This window comes from Lyngbya sp. PCC 8106, assembly GCF_000169095.1.
Taxonomy (GTDB): Bacteria; Cyanobacteriota; Cyanobacteriia; order Cyanobacteriales; family Microcoleaceae; genus Capilliphycus.
The window spans coordinates 1-17,654 of record NZ_AAVU01000011.1; the positions used below are offsets into that span (position 1 = coordinate 1).

Below are 17,654 nucleotides of genomic sequence, written 5' to 3' on the forward strand. Positions count from 1 at the left end.
CTTTAATGGGTGCGATCATCCGGGATCTCAAGAAAAAAGGTGCCGCTCCCGTTGTACTTGCCAAACGCATTGGAGAACAGTTAAAACAAGCAATGGATAATGGCTCCCAGAGTTGGGGTGTTTTAAGTCAACAGTTAGATCAGATAGCAAGACAAGCCGAATGTCCACATTACTTGAAGGAGCTTGTTCTTAAAGCTAGTAAGGATGTCCTCCATGATTTTCGTTACGGTCAAGTAAGAGATACTAGCAACTTGTCGGAAGTCATTGTGGGGCGGTATATCCAGGAAATGTACAGGTCAAGATTTGAGCAGCGCATTCCATTGACTTCTGAGCATCATGCTGGTGTTGACAACGCAATTGTTATGGAACGGGTCGAGGCAATGCGTTCTGATGTGTTTGCGGGGATAGACAAATGCGCGAAGAAAGCGACTGAACAAGGGGATGTAGCAAACTTACGACGACCCCGACGCCAAAAAGTGAAAGAGATAGACCTTAATGAGGATCTAACATGAATTACGCCCCTTCTAGAACCCCGAAGTCAGATAAGAGCGATCGCAACAACTATACCCTGAACTTTAAACCTGTGTTAAACAGTAATGGATCTGTGGAGTTCATTGATCACTGTGAAAACAAGATCTTAACTGTAAGTTTTGGTGTTGATGATCAGGACTTTCAGTACCGAGTTCGGGCAGAGTTTCCAAGCATTATCGCTGATATTGTTGACCTCGCCGTTGCTATCCATGTTTCAGATCGCCTTGCATTCCACGATCTAAATAAAAAGCTACGCCACCTGAATATTGTGCTTCCAGTACGTCACCCAGAATTACTCAGTACCGAACCCTTTTATACAAAGCTCCAAGATCTGCTTAGATGGGCAACTGGGAGTAAATGGGTTTTCGACTTCCAAAAACGAACAGTATCAGAACTAAGCGTTGAACAGCAAAGCATTTTACTACCAACTGTTCCTGAAGGATGCGAAGTAGCATTATGGAGTGGGGGTCTTGATGCTCTTGCAGGTCTTTATACCCGACTCCAAACCAGTCATACAGTCCCATTTATGCTGTTCGGAACTGGAAGCAGTAAAAGCGTTTATGCTCGTCAGGAAAAAGTATTTCAAGCGATTATAAAATCCTTCCCTACTCATCTGTATCTTTGCCGAGTTCCCATCAATTTTTTAAACAGTAAACTACTCAGAAAAAACAAAATTACTCGTGCGCGAGGAGTTGTATTTACATTGCTTGGTGCTGCTTGCGCTTATTTAATGGGTCAGCGAACTCTTTCTGTATACGAAAATGGAATTGGTGCGATTAACCTTCCATATCGTGCATCTGCTGTGGGATTGGATCACTCTCGCTCTGTTCATCCGCTTACTTTACTGATGGTGAGTGATGTCGTTTCAGAGCTTTTAGGAGAGAATTTTCGAGTGTACAATCCTTTCCTTTTCTTGACAAAAGCCCAAATTTGTAGGGCATTAGCAGAAAACCAGGAAAATGATCTAGTAGCAATCACTCAGTCATGCGATAGCCGACATAGAAAGTCTCAACAACCCACGCAGTGTGGATACTGTTCTTCTTGTATTTTAAGAAAACAGGCACTTGCGGCTTCAAAAATAGAAGACAAGACTCGTTATCTCGTACCTCACGGAGATCCCCCAGCCAGTGACCCAAGCAAGCATCTACTCAATATGCTCGCCCAGGTTGAGACGTTCCGCGCTCTACTAACTAGCTCCAACAAAATCGATCTTCAGTGGGAAGCTTTAACCCGTGAATTTCCAATCTTAGATGATATTGTTGATCGCAGTGCAGGAGTAGAAAATCTCTCACCTGCTGAGATGCGGAGCCGTTTAATCGACCTTTATCAAAGGTATATTACCGAATGGGATATTGCAGAATCTCAAATTACCACTGGTATTTTGAATAAAAGTAGCAACCAACAGACATTAGACAGATGTTTGACCGAGGCTACACACGCTTGAGGGTAAAACAATGACTGCCAACAACGTTCTTGACAATATTGATCCTCGAAAATTGGGAGAACTGCTTCAACAAGCGCGTGAGAAATGCGGCATGACTCAAGCAGATGCGGCCAAGGTGATTGATGCTGCACGCACCACTATGGTTGCAATTGAGAAGGGAAGACGTCGCCTAAAAGCTACTGAATTAATTAAACTTGCCCGTGCCTATGGACGGTCGGTGAGCGATTTCGTTCGACCTCGGCCGGTGGTGCAACCTTTTGAAGTGCAGTTTCGCAGACTTCAGTCCAGTCAAGCCGAAGAAGCACAAATTACACCTGTTATTCAACGGCTAGAGGAATTGTGCCGAAATTACTTAGAATTAGAGGAGATAATGCAGGCGCCACTTCCGCGAAATTATCCTCAAGATTACGAAGTCAAAAATATGCCGATTGAACCTGCGGCAGAGAGTATTGCGATCGCAGAACGACAACGACTTGGACTTGGTGATGGGCCGATTCCTCTGCTCCGAGATATCTTTGAACAGGGGGTAGGGCTTCGTATTTTCTACCTGAAAATGCCTGCCAAATATTCAGAGATTTACATTTATAACGAACAACTTGGGGGGTGCATGGCAATCAATGCAAATCACCCCGAAGAAAGGTGTCGTTGGTCTTTGGCTCATGGATATCTTCACTTTCTCGCTCATCGATATAAGGCTGTCATTGATCTTGAAATTAGTCAGTACAAAAGAATGCCAGAAAGTGAACAACTTGCGGAAGCTTTTGCTAAATATTTCCTCATGCCAACAAGTGGATTATTGAAGCGGTATAATGATGTGTACAGTGTACAACAGGGTAAGTTTACTCCCACTAATTTATTTACTTTAGCCCATTATTATGGTGTATCTGTGCAAGCACTTGTTTATCGGTTAGAGGAGATGGAACTTTTACCATCAGGAACTTGGGAGCGGTTACGCGATCGAGGATTAAAAGTACGGAAAGTTCAACAGGAACTAGGTTTAGAAGAAATTCCCAAACGCATTGATATGGCTCCCATTCATTATCAGCATTTGGCGATTGAAGCATTCGATCAAGCCTTGATTACTGAAGGACGTTTTGCCGATTTTCTGGATGTTGATCGCCTACTTGCTCGTCGTATTGCTGAGAAATTGCGGGAATATTCAAGCGGAATGACGGAGGAAACAACTGATATTGATTTGCGGCAACTACAGGAATGAGGGAGTTTGATTAAATTATGAAAATCCCTAATTCCCCCATTATTCTTGATGCTTGCTGCATTTTAAACTTTTATGCTTCTGATCATTTTCTAGAAATCTTGCTGGCAATAAACGCTCAATTTTATGTAACTCTAGTTGTACAGGAAAAAGAACTCCAAAAACTTCAAAAGCAAAAGAATAATGATAACCAAGAGATGAATGTCTTAGAGATTGCGATCGCACAGGAGTTACTGAAAGTTGTAGATTTTGAATCAGAAGAGGAGGCAGAATTATTTGTTAATTATGCTTTTCAGATAGATGATGGTGAGGCGGCAAGTTGTGCGATCGCTGTTTCGAGAGGATGGGCGATCGCCACCGATGATAGACGGGCGATTTCATTTATAAAAAGTGAAGAACTCTCTCTAGAAATTCTATCAACTTTAGACTTAATTAAATACTGGTCAGAGGCAGCAAATCTTGATTCTTTGGAATTGCGAGAGGTGTTGGAAGTGATACGAGTTGAAGGGCGATATGTACCTCATAAAAGCCACCCGTTGCACAGTTGGTGGGAAACCGCGATAAATATCTCATAAAAACTCATTCATAAAAACATGATTATCGAAAAATTGAACCTCTCCCCCAACCCGTTTCAATTAAAAAGAGGGGGGTAATTAATAGAAAAGAAAAAGGTGCGTTAGACATCTAACACACCCTCAGTGTAATCAATTTAATCGATAGTTACTTACTTCGTTTCGGTGAAGTCAGCATCAATCACATCCTCGGAAGAACTACTGCTACTTGATGAAGCCGAATCTCCAGTTTCAGGGCCAGGTGCGCCTTCGCCGGGTGCGCCCTCAGCCCCACCTGCTTGTTGATAGAGGTTACTGCTGAGAGTATAAAGCGCCTGTTGTAAATCGGTAGTTAAGGTTTGGATTTTCTCATCATCTTCTTGAGAAATCGCTTCTCTTAAATCCTTAATCATCCCTTCAATCTTGGTTTTCTCATCAGCGGGAACCTTGTCTCCCAGTTCGCTAATTTGTTTCTCAGCTTGATAAGATAAGGAATCAGCTTGGTTTTTGCGGTCAATTTTTTCCCGACGATCTTTGTCAGTTGAAGCATTTTGTTCGGCTTCTCGAACCATCCGTTCAACTTCAGTATCGGGTAAAGTCGAAGCCCCAGTAATACTAATTGACTGTTCTTTACCTGTTCCTTTATCTTTGGCGGTAACGTTGAGAATACCGTTGGCATCAATATCAAATGTTACCTCAATTTGAGGAACACCGCGCGGCGCCGGAGGAATACCATCTAGACGGAAAGTTCCCAAACTCTTGTTGTCGTTGGACATTTCTCGTTCCCCTTGAAGAACGTGAATTTCAACGTTTGTTTGACCATCAACCGCAGTTGAGAAGACTTCTGACTTCTTGGTGGGGATAGTCGTGTTGCGGGGAATAATCTTGGTCATTACGCCACCGAGGGTTTCCACACCCAGAGACAACGGCGAAACGTCCAGCAACAGAATATCTTTAACTTCACCTGCGAGTACACCCGCTTGAATTGCAGCGCCCATCGCCACCACTTCATCAGGGTTAACAGATTGGTTAGGGTCTTTACCCAGTATCCGTTTGACCAATTCTTGAACGGCTGTAATTCGAGTCGAACCCCCAACTAATACGATTTCATCAATATTAGACTTGTTCAACTTAGCATCACGCAGAGAATTCTCCACAGGGATGCGACAACGATCAATTAAATCCGCGCAAATTTCCTCAAACTTCCCTCTAGTCAACATCGTGTCAAGGTGTTTGGGGCCGTCTGGAGTGGCGGTAATAAAAGGCAGGTTAATGTCAGTTTGAGTCAGGCTAGACAGTTCTTTTTTGGCTTTTTCTGCCGCTTCTGTCAAGCGTTGTAAGGCTTGCTTATCTTTGCGGAGGTCAATTCCTTCATCCCGCATGAACTGTTCAGCCAGGTAGTCTACGATTTGTTTATCGAAGTCATCCCCACCTAAGTGAGTGTCTCCAGAAGTTGCTAATACTTCAAAAACGCCATCACCGACTTCCAGGATAGAGACGTCAAAAGTACCGCCCCCAAGGTCAAAAACTAAAATGGTTTCATTGCTTTTCTTGTCTAAACCATAGGCCAGAGATGCCGCCGTCGGTTCGTTGATAATCCGCTTAACTTCAATACCTGCAATTTTACCTGCGTCTTTGGTGGCTTGACGCTGAGAGTCGTTAAAATATGCTGGAACGGTAATGACGGCTTCTGTAACGGTTTGGCCGAGATACTTACTGGCATCTTCAACCAGTTTACGCAGAACTTGTGCAGAAATTTCTTCAGGGGCAAACTGCTTTTCACGGGCAGGACAATCGAGTTTAACGTTACTACTGTTATCGCGGATAACTTTGTAGGAAACTTCTGTGGTTTCGTTTGTAACTTCCTCGTGTTTGCGTCCAATAAACCGCTTCACCGAATAGAAGGTGTTGTCGGGGTTCATCACGGCTTGACGCTTGGCGATTTGTCCAACCAGTTGATCTCCGTTTTTAGCATAAGCCACAACAGAGGGTGTCGTGCGTAAACCTTCAGCATTCGCAATTACAGTGGGTTTACCCCCTTCCATTACAGCGACACAAGAGTTTGTGGTTCCGAGGTCAATTCCAACTACTTTTCCCATAAGGGTTATTTATCTCCAATGACTACATAGAATCTGATACTGTTACCGCCCTATTATTGTGGGTGCTTGACTCACTGCAAGTTATACCTGCTGATTCGATTGAGTCGCGAGTCCGGTTTGAATACAGTTTTTAAGATAGATTGCATATTTCTATACTGTGGGCGGTTAGTCCTTTTCTTGAAGGTGGGTTTACCGAACCTCGACGAACGGTCAGACTCACATGGGTTTGTGTTTGTATGATTGTGTATCTACTACTGTAAACAGTGGAATTTTATTCGGCCTTGTGGCAAACCGTATCTTATGGTTGTATTTGCCGTCAATTTTTTCAGTGACCCGTTTTTTCCTAACTTATGAACTCCTGAACTTCTATGATTGACTCATTAACACCGTTATTTCGATTGATTTTGGTCACTGGCCCTGCACGTTCGGGTAAAAGTGAGTGGGCAGAAACGTTAGCCCAAAACTCGGGTCAGTCTGTGATTTATATTGCTACTTCTCGCCTAGATTCTACAGATACAGAATGGCAAAATCGCATTCAAAAACATCAACGTCGTCGTCCGCCGGAATGGAAAACTCTTGAAGTGACCGTTGAGTTAGCCGCAACGTTACAACAGATTTCTCAGCCCAATACCTGCATTTTAGTAGATTCTTTAGGGACGTGGTTAGCCAATATTTTAGAACAAGATCATCAAGACTGGCAAAAAATACTAGAGGGGTTAATGACAACTCTCAAAAAAACGTCAGGACAAATAATTTTTGTGGCAGAAGAAACCGGATGGGGTGTCGTTCCTGCTTATCCGATGGGTCGTCTATTTCGGGATCGTTTAGGAATATTAACTCGAAAGATTGGGGCAATTGCTAATCCAGTTTATTTAGTCACCGCAGGTCATGTTTTAAACTTAAGTCAGTTGGGTTCACCGCTAGAGTTGTAAATCTGATCACTCAAACTCAAAGCCTTCTAGAAGTATTCACCTCCCTCGCTGAAGTTGAAACTCAGTTTAATCTGTACAAAAATACAGATTTGTTCTTGTTTACTGAATAGGATAATCAACTTCCCCGGCTAAATAAAATTCCCAAGATTGAGTTAAAAATAATGAAACGAATAGTTTAAAACATTAACAACAAACTATGAAATCTTCTACACCAATTCTCAAAGATTTAGTTCTCATTGGCGGCGGACATAGCCATGCTATTGTTTTGAAAAAGTTTGGCATGAAACCCATCGCAGGAGTCCGTTTAACTCTAATTACAGATGTGTCTCATACTCCCTATTCTGGAATGTTACCGGGATATGTTGCAGGTTTGTATAACTTTGATGAATGTCATATTGATCTACGTCCGTTAACTCAATTTTCTCAAGCCAGAATGATCTTAGATCGGGCAATAGGTTTAGACTTAGAAAAAAATCAGGTTATTTGTGAAAATCATCCCCCGATTTCTTTTGATATTTTATCAATTGATATTGGCAGTACACCCGCTACTTTGTCTGTTCCCGGTGCGACTAAACACTCCATTCCAGTTAAACCGATTTCTAAGTTTATTGACTATTGGAATACGGTTAAAAATACTGTCATTCAAAACCCTAACAAAAAAATGCGAATTGCAGTTGTTGGCGGGGGCGCAGGCGGTGTAGAACTAATTTTTTCAATTCAAGGATGTTTATCTCAAATCTATTCTAGCACGAATTCATCCAATAATAAACTAGAATTACATCTCTTTCAACGCGGTGAAAAACTATTACCTGAACGCAGTCAATGGGTCGGTAAAAAAGTTGAACAGATTCTCAAAAATCGAGGTGTAAACCTCCATTTAGAACAAACGGTAAATGCAGTTGAAGCAGAGGTCGAGGAGAAAATTATCAGTTGTGATTCTGGACTTAAAGTAAAATGTGATCGCCTATTTTGGGTGACTCAAGCTTCTGCATCCCCCTGGTTAAAACAAGCCGGATTATTAACCGATAAACAAGGATTTATTCAAGTTGATGATACATTGCGATCGCTATCTCATCCCCATATTTTTGCAGCCGGAGATGTCGCGACAATGGTTAATCATCCCCGCCCCAAAGCAGGAGTTTTTGCCGTTCGTCAAGGTCAACCGTTGTTTGAAAATTTGCAACGGGCGTTATTAGAAAAACCGCTAAAACCGTTTACTCCACAAAAACAATTTCTCATTTTAATTGGGACTGGAAATGAAAAAGCAATCGCATCTCGCGGTATAATTGGATTAGGGCCTTATGCTTTTTTATGGTGGTGGAAAGATCGCATTGATCGCCAATTCATGGATCAATTCACCAACCTTAAACCCATGTCAGATAAACCTGATCAACAAGAAAAAATTCAAGTTGAAACTCCAAAAATGCGGTGTTCGGGTTGTGGTTCAAAAGTAGGAAGTTCAGTTTTAAAAAACGGATTAAATCGGATTCAAACTCAAACACGAGAAGATGTATTAATCGGACTCAAAGACGCAGAAGATGCAGCAGTTATTCAGGTGCCAACTGGACAAGTCATAGTGCAAACAGTTGACTATTTTTCAGCGATATTAGATGATCCATTTATATTTGGAAAAATTACAACTCATCATTGTTTAAATGATCTATTTGCAATGGGGGCGACTCCTCAAAGTGCATTGGCTATTGTGACGCTTCCCTACGCAATTTCGACAAAACAAGAAGAAACGCTTTTTCATTTGTTATCAGGAGTAAACAAGGTATTAAATACTGTGTCAGCTTCATTAATAGGTGGACATACAACAGAAGGTGAAACATTAGCTTTAGGTTTAACTTGTAATGGATTTGCTATACCGAATAAACTCTTACGAAAAGGTGGAATGAAACCGAAGCAAGCACTGATTTTAACTAAAGCAATTGGTACCGGAACCTTATTTGCTGCGGATATGCAGTTAACAGCAAAAGGACGTTGGATAGAAACTGCTATTGAGTCAATGCTACTCTCAAACCAAGCCGCAGCAGACTGTTTAAAACAGCATAAAATCACCGCTTGTACTGATATTACTGGATTTGGATTAATCGGACATTTACTCGAAATGATTCAGGCTTCTGGTGTTGCTGTTGAACTCAATTTAGATTCTATTCCTATTTTAAAAGGTGCAAAAGAAACCACGCAGAATGGTATTTTTAGTTCGCTGTATACTGAAAATAATCAGTTCTCAAAAAAGATTAAAAATCAACAACAAGCCAGTCAACATCCTCTTTATCCCTTATTGTTTGACCCTCAAACTTCGGGTGGTTTACTCGCTTCTATTCCTCTCGAACACGCTAACTCTTGCTTAAATCACCTCAAACGTTTAGGATATGTAGAGAGTTGTATAATTGGTCAGGTGAAACTTCAAACTCCAGGAGAATTACCTATTACAATTCAACTCTAACTTTTCTCTGTGATTGGTGATTAATCCTAATTTTCTCGACCTCACCCCCAACCCCTCTCAGACAAGGAGAGGAGAGTAATAAAACTGATATAGAATTACGATATGAATAAATTTAGTGTTAAAGTTGCAAGTTTCATTTTATTATTAACCCCGGTATTGTTTGAAAGTATTCCAGCTAAAAAATCCGTATTTGTGATGACTCAAAATCAACAATCTCAGCAAATCCAGGGAATTTTAGAGACTAATTCGACTTTAGAAAAAATAGCAGAGGGATTCCGATTTGTAGAAGGCCCAGTTTGGCATCCCGAAGGTTTTCTTTTATTTAGTGATATTCCTGAAAATAAAATTTATCAATGGAAACCGAATGAACCTGTTCAAGTTTTTCGTCAACCGTCAGGAAATGCGAATGGAAATACATTAGATTTACAAAACCGTTTAATTACGGCTGAACACTCAAACCGTCGAGTTTCTCGCACACAAAAAGATGGTGAAATTGTTACTTTAGTTAGTGAATATCAAGACAAAAAACTAAACAGCCCAAACGATTTAGTGGTAAAATCAGATGGAAGTATTTATTTTACAGACCCGCCCTATGGAATTAAGTCAGACCAAGAAGAATTAGGATTTTATGGGGTTTATCGACTAGCATCGGATGGAGAGTTAACATTACTGGTTGATGATTTTGTGCGCCCCAATGGGATTGCTTTTTCACCCGATGAAACGAAACTTTATGTGAATGATTCTCAGGAAGGTCATATTCGCGTATTTGATGTTAAACCCGATGGAACGTTAAGTAATGGGCGTATTTTTGCTACTCAAAAAGACCCTAATAAAAAAGGAGTTCCTGATGGGATGAAAGTTGATAGTTTGGGAAATGTTTACAGTACCGGGCCAGGTGGCGTGTGGGTATTCTCACCAACGGGGGAGAAATTAGGCGTCATTGAAACGCCAGAAACAGCCGCTAATTTAGCGTGGGGAGATGCAGACTACAAAACCCTTTATATTACAGCAAGTAGCGGTTTGTATCGAATACGGTTGAATGTCGAAGGCGTTAAACCCGGAAATTGAATCATACAAAAAATCCCTCGGCTATATGAGAACCAAGGGATAATAAGCATTAATAAACTGGACTAAGCGACAATTTCTTCGACTTCTTTTTCTTGAGCTTCTTGAGCTTCTAGTGCTGCTTTTTCTTTCAAATATTCAGCCAATTGGATTTCAATTTGATCGCGAACAATTTGGCGATAGAAGTAGAAATGTTCTAAATGACCACACAGAGAAATATAGCGGTCAAAAAGTAGAGGATTATTCCTGAGAATATCCACTAAATAAATCCAAAACGTCCAACGAGTTTTGCGAAGGACACCTTGACGCCAACAGACAGTTAATAACGCTTTTAATGTCACCCAATCTGTTAGTTTACGGCGAGTCACCGGATTTCGAGGTTTACCCACTTTCAGGAAGTAACGATGAACCCGATCTAGATAGGTTTGAGGATCATAAAGATACCAAAAACCATCTACATATTCTCGGGCAATTTCTTCAATGGGACGAGTGGGAACGAAGTTCATTAATGTCGTTTGGTTAACATTTCCACTGGCATTGAGTAGGCGTCCCTCCTTTTCTAAACGATGCCACAAAGCAGTATTTGGAAGCGCTTGCAACATACTAAACATTGCCATCGGAATTCCAGTTTTCTCGACAAACTGAACAATGCGATCGCCTGCTCCGGTTTTTTCCCCATCAAAGCCAATAATAAACCCGGCCATGACATCCAAGCCTGTTCGTGAAATTTTCTCCACAGATTCACTCAGGGAGTCGCGAGTATTTTGAAACTTCTTGGTGAGGGTCAAACTCGCTTCATCGGGGGTTTCAATACCCATAAATACCGAGTAGAAATTCGCCTCAACCATCAATTCCATTAATTCTTGATCATTGGCAAGATCGACCGAAGCTTCAGTAAAGAAACGGAAAGGATAGTCATTTTCCTGCATCCAAACTTTTAATTCTTTTAGCAACAGTTTCACGTTGCGTTTATTGCCAATGAAGTTATCATCAACCAGAAAAACAGCCCGTCGGAAGCCCAGTTCTTTGAGACGGTCAAGTTCAGCAATTAATTGAGCGGGTGTTTTTGTGCGAGGTTTGCGACCATAGAGGACAATAATATCGCAAAATTCACATTCAAAAGGACAACCGCGAGAATACTGAATGGCGATAGTTTCATAAACACCTCTTTCGAGGAGATCAAAGCGAGGAATGGGAGTTTTTGTAATATCTGCCTTTTCACCATTGGAGGTGAAAAACCCACTGGTTTCACCTCGTTCTAAGGCTTCGACAAACATGGGCAAGGTAATTTCACCTTCATCTACAACCAAGTAATCAGCACCCGCTTCTTGAACTTCATGGGGTAAAGAAGTCGAATAAGGGCCACCAACGGCTACAGGTTTACCGCGTCGTTTTGCTTCTTTGATTTGAGCAATCAAGTCATCTTTTTGAACAATCATCGCCGACAGAATCACAATTTCTGCCCAATCCCACTCCGCTTCTGTAACCTCTCGAACATTATGGTCAACGAGTTTAAATTCCCACTCTTGAGGTAAAATTGCTGCAACTGTAATTAATCCCAAAGGGGGTAATAATGCTTTGCGTTTAATCAAAGCCAACGTTCTTTCAAATGACCAAAAACTGGGTGGAAAAAGAGGATATAAAAGTAAAGCTCTCATAATTAATCTACTTCGTGTTGTAATGAACAGTTAACGCCAAAACTCTCTATAAAGCACAAGAGCAGGTATGATAAGATCCACTTTATCGGGGATTTGTGCAGAAGTTTGGCTGAACAAATTGTGTGTTGTTCAAGTTTGAGTTTCTCAAAACTTTGACTCCAGTTAAATTCAAGCTTATTATCGTTTCCACTCAGCCGTCATTCTACTTACCTGAAGATTTATTAGAGCATGAGAAACAGTTTAGTGGAATTAAAAGATGGACATTTTTCCCGAAATGAATAACAAAACTCTGCTCTTAAATGATAACAGGAATTGAGTGAATCAGTCCAAAGAGGTTAGCTTTTCATAATGAATGACTAACCTCTATCTTTACATTCAATGCTCGTGCATTTTCTCCACTTCTTCTGCGAGAATATCAACCGTTGAGCGAATTTGATCTTCGGTGTGATTGCAGGTAATAAAAAAGCGAAGACGAGCGCCGTTATGGGGAACAGAAGGATAAATCATAAACGGTACATTGATTCCCCGTTTAAATAAATTTTGGGACAACTGTACCGACTTTAGAGAGTCACCCACAATAATCGGAATCACAGGAGAATCCTTGCTGGTTCCCGTGTTCAGACCTTTTTGTTTCGCCAACTCAAGGAACAACCGAGAGCGTTCTTGCAGTCGAGTCACTCGTTGGGGTTCAGCCTTCAATACCTGAATCGCAGCTAATACCGAGGCTGCATTGGGCGGAGAAATCCCCACGCTAAAGACAAAACCGGGGGCCGTATACTTGAGATATTCAACCACAGCCTGCCCGCCTGCAATGTAGCCCCCACAACTGGCAAAAGACTTACTGAGAGTTCCCATCCACAAATCAACATCTCGCGCATCAATACCGAAGTATTCACTAATTCCCCGGCCTTGAGTGCCTAACACCCCAATAGAGTGCGCCTCATCAACCATCAAAAAAGCTTTATAACGCTTTTTAATCTCGATAAATTCAGGCAAATTGGGGATATCGCCATCAGTGCTATAAACACCCTCAACGATAATCAAAACCCGTTTATAACGATAGCGACGTTCTTTGAGGACTCGACGGGCAGCCTCCCAGTCATTATGAGGAAAAGCAACAGCCGTCGCACCGGAAAGCAAACATCCTTGCAGAAGACTATTGTGGCTCAGACAATCATGGACAATCAGATCATTTTGTCCAAACAAATGACCCACCGTTGTCACATTAGTGGCATGACCCCCAACAAAAACAACACTATCCTCAGTCCCAATAAAATCGGCAATTGCCCGTTCTAGTTCTCGGTGGAGAGGCTTTTCTCCCGAAACCAAGCGACTGGCAGACACCGAAGTGCCATAATGATCAATCGCATCTTTAGCCGCTTGAGAAACAACCGGATCACCCGACATTCCGACGTAATTGTAGGTGGCATAGTTGATCAGTTCTCGTCCCGCCACAATCGTCGTATTGCTATTCAACGCTTCTTGAGGCGTAAAGAACGGGTTATTAATCCCCAGGGCGGCAATTTCCTCTTGTTGCTGCTTGAGCTTGCGATACTCCGGATAATGTTCAAAACGGTAGTATTCTAGAGGAATTTCAGACGGGGTTGCTAATTTCGCCTTCTGACGCAATAACTCAGCCAACAGCGATCGCTTTTCAGTCGATGTAAGATGGGCAATTCGTTCTGATGTGTGGGTCATTAATGACTTTCCTCTTCTGACAACATCGAGTTTAAGAGATCATCCACCTCTTGATCGGACATTTGATCCAGTCGTTCTAGGAGTTCCTGTGCCTTTTCAGGAGGAATATGATCTCTAGAGGGGTTAATGCTGGCATCGCGTGAAGTGTCCTCTGCCAAATACTCCGATAATGTTGCCACATTAGGATAATCCCAAAGAATCGTAGGGGGCAACCTTCGCCCCAGTATATTTTCCAAATCCCCTGACAGGTTAACAGCCTCAATCGAGTTTAAACCATAGTTAGCAAAATCCTCGTCGAGATCAATCTCATCCGGTTCAAGTCCCAGTCGTTCTGCCAATTGAGCGATCAACCATACTTGAATTGCCTGAGCATCCTGAGATAATACAGGGGAGTCCACAGGAGATTGCGGATTGAGCGTTATCCCCATTGGCTCTGGAGCCGTTTTTCCATTCAATGACTCGTTCAACAGTTGCATGATTCACTCCTCCATCACGCTAAAAATTTAGCATCACTCCAGTTTACGGGGTAGCCCTGGGAAATTTCTCGCCCTGTGTGTCCCCTGTGTTTATCCGTGCTGAATTCTAATTTTCGATTTGGGCAAGACATGATGGTTATTTTGCCATGACAGCCATAAAAGTAGAAGGATTTACGATGAAATCTCTAGATTTCGCCAAAAAGCAAAATTGAGATAGCTTATGTTTCCGCTCAATTGGCATCATCTTCCGGATAAAATTTCCCCAATGGTCAAAAATAGCAATTAACAAAGACGGACTAACCCCTTATTCTTCAATGGTGTTGAGAGTTTGGGCGAGAAAACTTGCTCGACAGACATGGCGTTGAATTTTACCACTCGATGTTTTGGGGATTCCGCCCGGTTTGAGTAGTGCGATCGCATACACTTGTAAATCATGGTGTTGTGACACCGCTCGGCGGATTGACTGGTAAACCGCTTTCACTTTTGATGACTGTGTTGCCCCATTATCCGAGGGAGTGTCTGCCCAACGGTTTTCCCGATAGTGACGTTCAACCTCTGCCACAATCACCAGGCGTTCTTCTCCGTTCACCTCAACTGAAAAGCTCGCTGAACAATTGGGTCGTACTAGAGAATGACTTTGTTCCACACTCCGTTCGAGATCTTGCGGATAATAATTGCGACCATTAATGATAATCACATCTTTTAGTCGCCCCGTGACAAATAATTCACCGTTTGCTAAAAACCCTAAATCTCCCGTTCGTAAAAAAGGCCCGAGTGATGACTCGGCAAGCGTCGCCTGAAAGTTTTGTTTTGTTTCTTCTGTTTTTCCCCAATATCCTTGGGCAATACTTGGCCCACAAACCCAAATTTCTCCCACTTGATGATCCTTACAAAGTTTTAAGGTCTGAGGGTCAACAATCACAATATTGTGATCCTTGAGGCTTTGACCACATCCAACCACCATACGACGATTTTCGGGGGTCACACCATCATAGACGACTTGATTTTGTTCTAAGGCTGTGGCTTGTACAGTGGCTAAAACAGGTTGAGCGTTCTTTTCCCCGCCACTGACAATTAAAGTCGCTTCGGCAAGACCATAACAGGGGTAAAATGCCTCTCGTCGAAACCCATAGGGGGCAAACGCTTCTGTAAAGCGTTCAATTACTTCGTCGTAGATGGGTTCTGCCCCATTAAACGCTAATTCCCAACTGCTTAAATCTAAACCTTCTCGCTGTGCGGGAGTAATCTTTCGCACACACAAATCGTAGGCAAAATTTGGGCCGCCACTGGTTGTCGCCTGATAACGAGAAATGGCTTCTAACCAACGCAAGGGACGTTGTAAAAACATCAAGGGTGACATCAACACCACGCCGAACCCTCCATACAGGGGTTGCAATACGCCTCCAATTAAACCCATATCGTGATAGGGAGGCAACCAAATCACCCCTTGACTTTGGGGAGAATGACCAAAACAGCGATGAATTGCTGCTAAATTTTGTAATAAATTGCCATGAGTAATCATGACCCCTTTGGGCGTTGCAGTCGAACCGGAAGTATATTGCAAAAAGGCAAGGGTATCCGAGGTTAAAACGGGTTCTTGCCAGTGGTCAGCGAACGTTTCGAGGGTATCTGTCGCCACCCAATGCAAACTTTGAAGCGACTGAACTTGTTCGAGTTGTCGGTTAATCAGAGATAAAATAGACTGACTCGTGAGGGCAACTGTTGCTTTGGCATCCGCTAATATCGCTTCAATTCGCTCTAGTGAACGGTTGGGTCGAGGCGGATAGGCCGGAACTGCTACTACTCCAGCATACAAACAGCCAAAAAAAGCACTAATGTAGTCTAAACCCGGTTGATACAGCAGTAACGCCCGTTCTCCCGGCTGACAGATTGATTGTAAATGAGCTGCGATCGCCCTAGACTGTTGATCTAAAGCTTGATAAGTTAAACTCACTTCCAGAGTCTCACCGTCTAGCAAAAATCTGTAGCCGACTTGCTCTGACTCGTGAGTTGCTCGGTTGCGTAGGAGATCAATGAGAGTGTTGATTTCAGGATGATCTGAACTATTCATTCAGAAGCCGTAATTTTTTCACTTAACCAGGATACAGAGTTTCTCGACCGTCGTCAGTATTTTCTGGACAGTTCTTTCTACTGTCAAGTGGGTCGGCTCCCTAGCCATCATCCATTTTATCTTAACCTGCCAGAAGACCCTCACATTTAGTGACGGGATGAATGGCAGTCCAGGGATGTGATACCATAGCAGCAGTAGTTTGGTAGGGAGTATGTTGAAGGCGTACAAGTATCGAATCTATCCAACGAATGAACAGAAAGACCAGTTGATTCGGTCAATGGGTTCTGCTCGTTGGTTCTATAACTACGCCCTTAACTTAACTTCTCAAACCTATAAAGAAACGGGTAAAGGTTTGAGTCGCAATGACATCATCAAGCTTTTACCCGGCTTAAAAAAAGAGCATGAGTGGTTAAGCGAACCGCCCTCTCAGTGTTTGCAACAAGTCGCTCTAGATTTGTCGAGTGCATTTTTAAATTTCTTTGAGAAACGGGCTAAATATCCCAACTTTAAAAAGAAACATAACAAGCAGTCAATTCGTTTTCCTCAAAGGGTTAAATTGCAAGGTGACTATTTAAAATTACCGAAATTAGGGAAGATTTACTGTAAAGTCTCTCGATTACCAGAAGGGACAATTAAATCAGTAACAGTTTCACTAACTCCATCGGGTCAATTTTACGCCTCGTGTCTGCATGACGATGGCAAAGAAAAACCCACGGTCAAAGCTGGCGGAAAAGCAGTCGGGATTGATTGTGGGTTATCGCATTTTTTCATTACTTCTGATGGAAGTAAGCATGGTAATCCTAAGTATTATCGGAAATATGAGACTAAGTTAGCCAAGAAACAAAAGCAACTGAGCCGTAAGGTTAAAGGTTCCAAGAACCGGAACAAAGCTCGAATTAAAGTTGCCAAGGTTCACGCTAAAATCACTCGTTGTCGAGAAGATTTTCTACACAAGCTAAGTCGTAAATTAGTTGACGAAAACCAAGTCATAGTTGTGGAAAATCTAGCGGTCAAAAACATGGTCAAAAACCATAAACTCGCCAAGTCAATTAGCGATGTAGGTTGGGGACAATTTTGTACCATGCTCAAATACAAAACGGAATGGGAAGGAAAAGTCTACATTGAAGTAGACAGATTCTTTCCCAGTTCAAAAACTTGTCATGTTTGCTTGAATCAAGTAGGTAGTTTGCCTCTCGATATTAGAAATTGGACTTGCTTGAATTGTCAGACAAAACATGACAGAGACATAAACGCCGCGATCAATATCAGAGAAGAAGGTTTACGACTTTTGAGCCAGTGCGGTCTTGATGGTCTCCGTCGAAGATCGACTGGCTTGGCGGGAGGGCATCTCGCTACCGCTTCTGGAGTTCGAGTCAGACCAAGTAAAGGCACTGCTTTTACAAGGCGTTAAACTGTGAAGGAAGAATCCCTCGCTTTCAGCGACGGGAGTTGTCAAGCGGAAAT

Annotated in this window: 13 protein-coding genes; 8 read left to right on the plus strand and 5 right to left on the minus strand. The window is 42.3% G+C overall.

What is annotated here, in order from left to right; genetic code table 11:
- From L8106_RS32895 to L8106_RS09430, 4 genes are all read left to right on the plus strand, one after another.
- Window positions 1-512: hypothetical protein (locus L8106_RS32895; RefSeq protein WP_009784032.1), on the plus strand; the 512-nt coding region annotated here is incomplete at its 5' end.
- The gene (locus L8106_RS09420) at window positions 509-1,975 is read left to right on the plus strand and encodes a 7-cyano-7-deazaguanine synthase (protein ID WP_009784033.1); all 1,467 of its coding nucleotides are present in this window, start codon (window positions 509-511) and stop codon (window positions 1,973-1,975) included. The genes L8106_RS32895 and L8106_RS09420, both read left to right, overlap by 4 nt.
- Window positions 1,976-1,985: 10 nt before the next feature.
- Window positions 1,986-3,191 carry an ImmA/IrrE family metallo-endopeptidase gene (locus L8106_RS09425; protein WP_009784034.1) on the plus strand — a complete coding sequence of 402 codons (1,206 nt, stop codon included), beginning with the start codon at window positions 1,986-1,988 and terminating at the stop codon, window positions 3,189-3,191.
- A 17-nt stretch (window positions 3,192-3,208) separates the two neighbouring features.
- Window positions 3,209-3,763, plus strand: a complete 555-nt coding sequence (locus L8106_RS09430; RefSeq protein ID WP_009784035.1) for a hypothetical protein — start codon at window positions 3,209-3,211, stop codon at window positions 3,761-3,763.
- 149 nt (window positions 3,764-3,912) lie between these two features.
- Here the strand turns inward: L8106_RS09430 and dnaK are convergent, their stop codons facing one another.
- Window positions 3,913-5,838 carry a molecular chaperone DnaK gene (gene dnaK / locus L8106_RS09435; RefSeq protein WP_009784036.1) on the minus strand — a complete coding sequence of 642 codons (1,926 nt, stop codon included), beginning with the start codon at window positions 5,836-5,838 and terminating at the stop codon, window positions 3,913-3,915.
- Between the two features lie 368 nt (window positions 5,839-6,206).
- Here dnaK and cobU point away from each other — a divergent pair, with 368 nt between their 5' ends.
- The 3 genes from cobU (at window position 6,207) to L8106_RS09450 (ending at window position 10,290) form a co-directional block, all read left to right on the plus strand.
- Window positions 6,207-6,770, plus strand: coding sequence for a bifunctional adenosylcobinamide kinase/adenosylcobinamide-phosphate guanylyltransferase (gene cobU, locus L8106_RS09440; RefSeq protein WP_009784037.1), 564 nt, complete (start codon window positions 6,207-6,209; stop codon window positions 6,768-6,770).
- A 196-nt stretch (window positions 6,771-6,966) separates the two neighbouring features.
- On the plus strand, window positions 6,967-9,222 hold the full coding sequence (gene selD / locus L8106_RS09445) for a selenide, water dikinase SelD (RefSeq protein WP_009784038.1): 2,256 nt from the start codon (window positions 6,967-6,969) through the stop codon (window positions 9,220-9,222).
- 102 nt (window positions 9,223-9,324) lie between these two features.
- On the plus strand, window positions 9,325-10,290 hold the full coding sequence (locus L8106_RS09450) for an SMP-30/gluconolactonase/LRE family protein (RefSeq protein ID WP_009784039.1): 966 nt from the start codon (window positions 9,325-9,327) through the stop codon (window positions 10,288-10,290).
- 62 nt (window positions 10,291-10,352) lie between these two features.
- Here L8106_RS09450 and L8106_RS09455 read toward each other — a convergent pair whose 3' ends face one another.
- From L8106_RS09455 to L8106_RS09470, 4 genes are all read right to left on the minus strand, one after another.
- Entirely contained in the window at window positions 10,353-11,945 is a 1,593-nt protein-coding gene (locus L8106_RS09455; RefSeq protein ID WP_009784040.1) for a B12-binding domain-containing radical SAM protein, read from the minus strand.
- Window positions 11,946-12,320: 375 nt separating this feature from the next.
- Window positions 12,321-13,643: an aminotransferase class I/II-fold pyridoxal phosphate-dependent enzyme gene (locus L8106_RS09460; RefSeq protein WP_009784041.1), complete on the minus strand. Its 1,323-nt coding sequence runs from the start codon at window positions 13,641-13,643 to the stop codon at window positions 12,321-12,323.
- On the minus strand, window positions 13,643-14,119 hold the full coding sequence (locus L8106_RS09465; protein WP_009784042.1) for an acyl carrier protein: 477 nt from the start codon (window positions 14,117-14,119) through the stop codon (window positions 13,643-13,645). The genes L8106_RS09460 and L8106_RS09465 overlap by 1 nt, the downstream gene beginning before the upstream one ends.
- Before the next feature lie 304 nt (window positions 14,120-14,423).
- Window positions 14,424-16,190, minus strand: a complete 1,767-nt coding sequence (locus L8106_RS09470) for a fatty acyl-AMP ligase (protein ID WP_009784043.1) — start codon at window positions 16,188-16,190, stop codon at window positions 14,424-14,426.
- Between the two features lie 211 nt (window positions 16,191-16,401).
- On the opposite strand from L8106_RS09470, the gene L8106_RS09475 reads away from it, so the two are divergent.
- Window positions 16,402-17,601, plus strand: a complete 1,200-nt coding sequence (locus tag L8106_RS09475) for an RNA-guided endonuclease TnpB family protein (RefSeq protein ID WP_009784044.1) — start codon at window positions 16,402-16,404, stop codon at window positions 17,599-17,601.
- Window positions 17,602-17,654 lie beyond the last annotated feature (53 nt).

Excerpts from the sequence above, each read along its gene's own strand:
- L8106_RS09425 (WP_009784034.1), top strand. The coding sequence starts at position 1,986 with ATGACTGCCAACAACGTTCTTGACAATATTGATCCTCGAAAATTGGGA.
- L8106_RS09475 (WP_009784044.1), top strand. The coding sequence starts at position 16,402 with ATGTTGAAGGCGTACAAGTATCGAATCTATCCAACGAATGAACAGAAA.
- dnaK (WP_009784036.1), bottom strand. The coding sequence starts at position 5,838 with ATGGGAAAAGTAGTTGGAATTGACCTCGGAACCACAAACTCTTGTGTC.
- L8106_RS09450 (WP_009784039.1), top strand. The coding sequence starts at position 9,325 with ATGAATAAATTTAGTGTTAAAGTTGCAAGTTTCATTTTATTATTAACC.
- cobU (WP_009784037.1), top strand. The coding sequence starts at position 6,207 with ATGATTGACTCATTAACACCGTTATTTCGATTGATTTTGGTCACTGGC.
- L8106_RS09465 (WP_009784042.1), bottom strand. The coding sequence starts at position 14,119 with ATGCAACTGTTGAACGAGTCATTGAATGGAAAAACGGCTCCAGAGCCA.
- L8106_RS09460 (WP_009784041.1), bottom strand. The coding sequence starts at position 13,643 with ATGACCCACACATCAGAACGAATTGCCCATCTTACATCGACTGAAAAG.
- L8106_RS09420 (WP_009784033.1), top strand. The coding sequence starts at position 509 with ATGAATTACGCCCCTTCTAGAACCCCGAAGTCAGATAAGAGCGATCGC.
- L8106_RS09470 (WP_009784043.1), bottom strand. The coding sequence starts at position 16,190 with ATGAATAGTTCAGATCATCCTGAAATCAACACTCTCATTGATCTCCTA.
- L8106_RS09455 (WP_009784040.1), bottom strand. The coding sequence starts at position 11,945 with ATGAGAGCTTTACTTTTATATCCTCTTTTTCCACCCAGTTTTTGGTCA.
- L8106_RS09430 (WP_009784035.1), top strand. The coding sequence starts at position 3,209 with ATGAAAATCCCTAATTCCCCCATTATTCTTGATGCTTGCTGCATTTTA.
- selD (WP_009784038.1), top strand. The coding sequence starts at position 6,967 with ATGAAATCTTCTACACCAATTCTCAAAGATTTAGTTCTCATTGGCGGC.